The organism is Candidatus Viridilinea mediisalina (assembly GCF_002532535.1).
Classification (GTDB): domain Bacteria; phylum Chloroflexota; class Chloroflexia; order Chloroflexales; family Chloroflexaceae; genus Viridilinea; species Viridilinea mediisalina.
This window is the reverse complement of record NZ_NQWI01000238.1, coordinates 1-2,579: the sequence shown is the minus strand read 5'-3', so window position 1 is coordinate 2,579 and position 2,579 is coordinate 1. Positions and strand designations below refer to the sequence as shown.

The 2,579-nt window shown below is 64.5% G+C and carries 1 protein-coding gene; it reads right to left on the bottom strand.

The features are described 5' to 3' along the window. Positions 1–2,446, bottom strand: a 2,446-nt coding sequence (locus CJ255_RS21660) for an SUMF1/EgtB/PvdO family nonheme iron enzyme (protein ID WP_165774882.1), incomplete at its 3' end; no start/stop codon positions are given. Positions 2,447–2,579 lie beyond the last annotated feature (133 nt).

The window sequence follows — 2,579 nt, the reverse complement described above, 5'->3', positions numbered from 1 at the left end:
TATGCTCGGCTTTCGGATTTTCGGCTATCGGACTTTCGCCTATCCCAAGAGGGGAGAGAATAACCCGAAAACCCCAGAAGTTGCCGAGGTAGAGGTCGGGAGGGCCGCGGTTCCGCGCCCCGCAGCGAACACTTGTTCTATCATTACGCCAACTGCTCCCTCGAAGGGGAACGACATCTTCTTCGCTTCGGTACTCTCTGGACTGCTGAAAATCAGCCTCCACCTGCCCACTCCGCGCCGGATAGCCCTCCCCATGGCTGCACGTCCACTCCCAGACATTGCCCGCCATGTCGAGCGCCCCGCATGGCGCGGCACCCGCTGGGCAGCAGCCCACCGGCGCAGCCCGCCCTAGCTTGCTCGCGTCGTAGATCGCCAATTCTGGCGTCGGTTTCGCTTTGCCCCACGGGTAAGTGCGGCGCTGGCCTTGCGCGTCGTAGGCCGCTGCTGCTTCCCATTCGGCTTCAGTAGGCAGGCGCACGACGTAGCCACTGGGCTGAAGTTGCTCGCTCAGCCACGCGCAGTAGGCGCTCGCCTCGTACCAGGTTACGCCGATCACCGGCTGGTTGGGGCCGTTATAGTTCGCATTGCTCCATCCCCACGGCTGAGAGCGGTTTTCTCTCTGTTTCCAACCATGAGGCGTCCACCAGCGTTCCGCCTCCTGCGCGTAACCAACTTCGACAAAGCGGGCGTACTGTTCGACCGTAATAGGGTAGCGGGCAAGCCAGAAGGCGGGGAGGGCTACCTCTGCCGCTTGCTCGTCTGCATCCCATCCGCCAATCTGGTAGCTACCACCACGCACGTAGCACCAGTAGCCCGCTGGTTGGCTAAAGTGGTCATTGCGCCGCGCAAGTTCGGCCTGCCACTCCTCCACCGTCACGGGGTAGCGTGGGTCGCCAATGGTGCTAAGCACCTGGGCGGCGGCGATGCGGTCAGCGGTGGTGATGGCCGCATCGGGTGCGTGCAGCAGCGCCGTGGCCGCCTGCGCCAATGGCGTTTCGATTTCGGCCTCGATGTCGAGCAGGCTCCCCGCAAAGGCACCGCGCTCGTGGAGTTCGCGGTAGCTGCGGGCGACTAAGACGGCATCCCAGTGGCGCTGTGTGGCCGCTTTGGGGTTCCTGCCACATTTGGCTCCGCTCAGGAGCTTCAGCCACGGTAGCCCTTTCTCTTCGGCTTTGCCCTGCTGGTGTAAGCGCCCCATGAGTAACAGCAGCGCCTCGCGCCACCGTTCGCGGTCGTTGCCGCACCAGCGTTGGTACGCCTCTTCCAGCATCTTGGGCTGGTCGGCAAGGTGGCACGCGGCCAGATACTCTTGGAAGGTGAGGTGCGGCAGCGCGTAGCCCTCGTCGCCCCGGCGCTGCAGCAGGCCGCTATCTTCGTCGGCAAGAATCGCCAGAAAGCGTTGCGTGCGTACCTCGGCGTCGGCCAACGAGCCGAGGCGCTTGAAGAAGGTGAACATGCGCTGCTCCAACGCCTCCATGCCAATCATTCCGCGCCCATCATCGCCTGGGGGCTGAAGGTGGGCCTGGTAGGCCAGCTCGTGGATGACTTGGCGCAGCGGGTCGAGGGTCGGCAAACCCAACCGCTCAATCAGCCGTTCGCGGGGCATGCCTGGCTGCCGCTCCGGTTCCCAACGGTCGAAGAGCAGCAGCACACACTCCTCGTAGAGCTTGGCGCGATCACGCGGGACGGTGTTGGTGTTGTAGTGCAGAATGGCGAGCATGGTGAGCAGCAGCGGGGATTGCACCAAGGGGTGCAGGCGCGGCACCTGGGCAATCTCTGCGCTCAACGCCTCGGCACGCTGCGCGGCGCGCCCCTGGGCAAGATCGGGATCGTGTTGGCCAAGGGCGGCATACCAGCCACGCACAAAGGCCCACGTCTGGCCCAAGGCCAAAGGCTGCACCGTGCGGAGCGTCCAGCCATCCTCCGGCAGCAACTTCCAGTCCCCTTCGGCGCGATAGGGCAAGACGCGACTGGTCACCACGATGCGGGCTTGCGTTTCGGCAGCCAAGCGACGGAGTGCCGCCGCCACCAGCACACGCGGCGCACGCCCCGTCTCAGTGGTCGCCGGAAGTTCGTCGAGGCCATCACAGAGCAGCAGCAAGCCCCCGTTGCGTAAGGCGGTGGTGAGATGCGCCCGCAACCCTTCGCGCACGCCCGCTTCGAGCAGATCACCAATCACCTGAAGCAAGGCACTGTAGGCATCGGACGCACCGGCACGCAGAGTGGCAGCCACCTGGCCAAGCGGCACCACCACGGGGATCGGCGCAGCCTCATCATCAGGCCAACCCGGGATGCGGCACGACACACCCGTCAGACGAAGGGCCAAGAGCAGCGCCAAATAGCGCAGCGCCGTAGATTTACCGGCCCCTGGCTCACCAAGCAGCACCAAACGGCGGTGGGTGTAGATCGCCTCAAGCACCAGCTCAGGGCGAGTCAGCGCAAGCATTACAACCTGGGCATCATCAAGATGCTCAAGGGTGGACAGAACATGGGCTTCCGCAACCTCCGATATGGCATTGGGATGCGATGGATGGCCCTCACCCCCTACCCCCTTCGGCAAGCGGCCCCTGAGCTTGTCG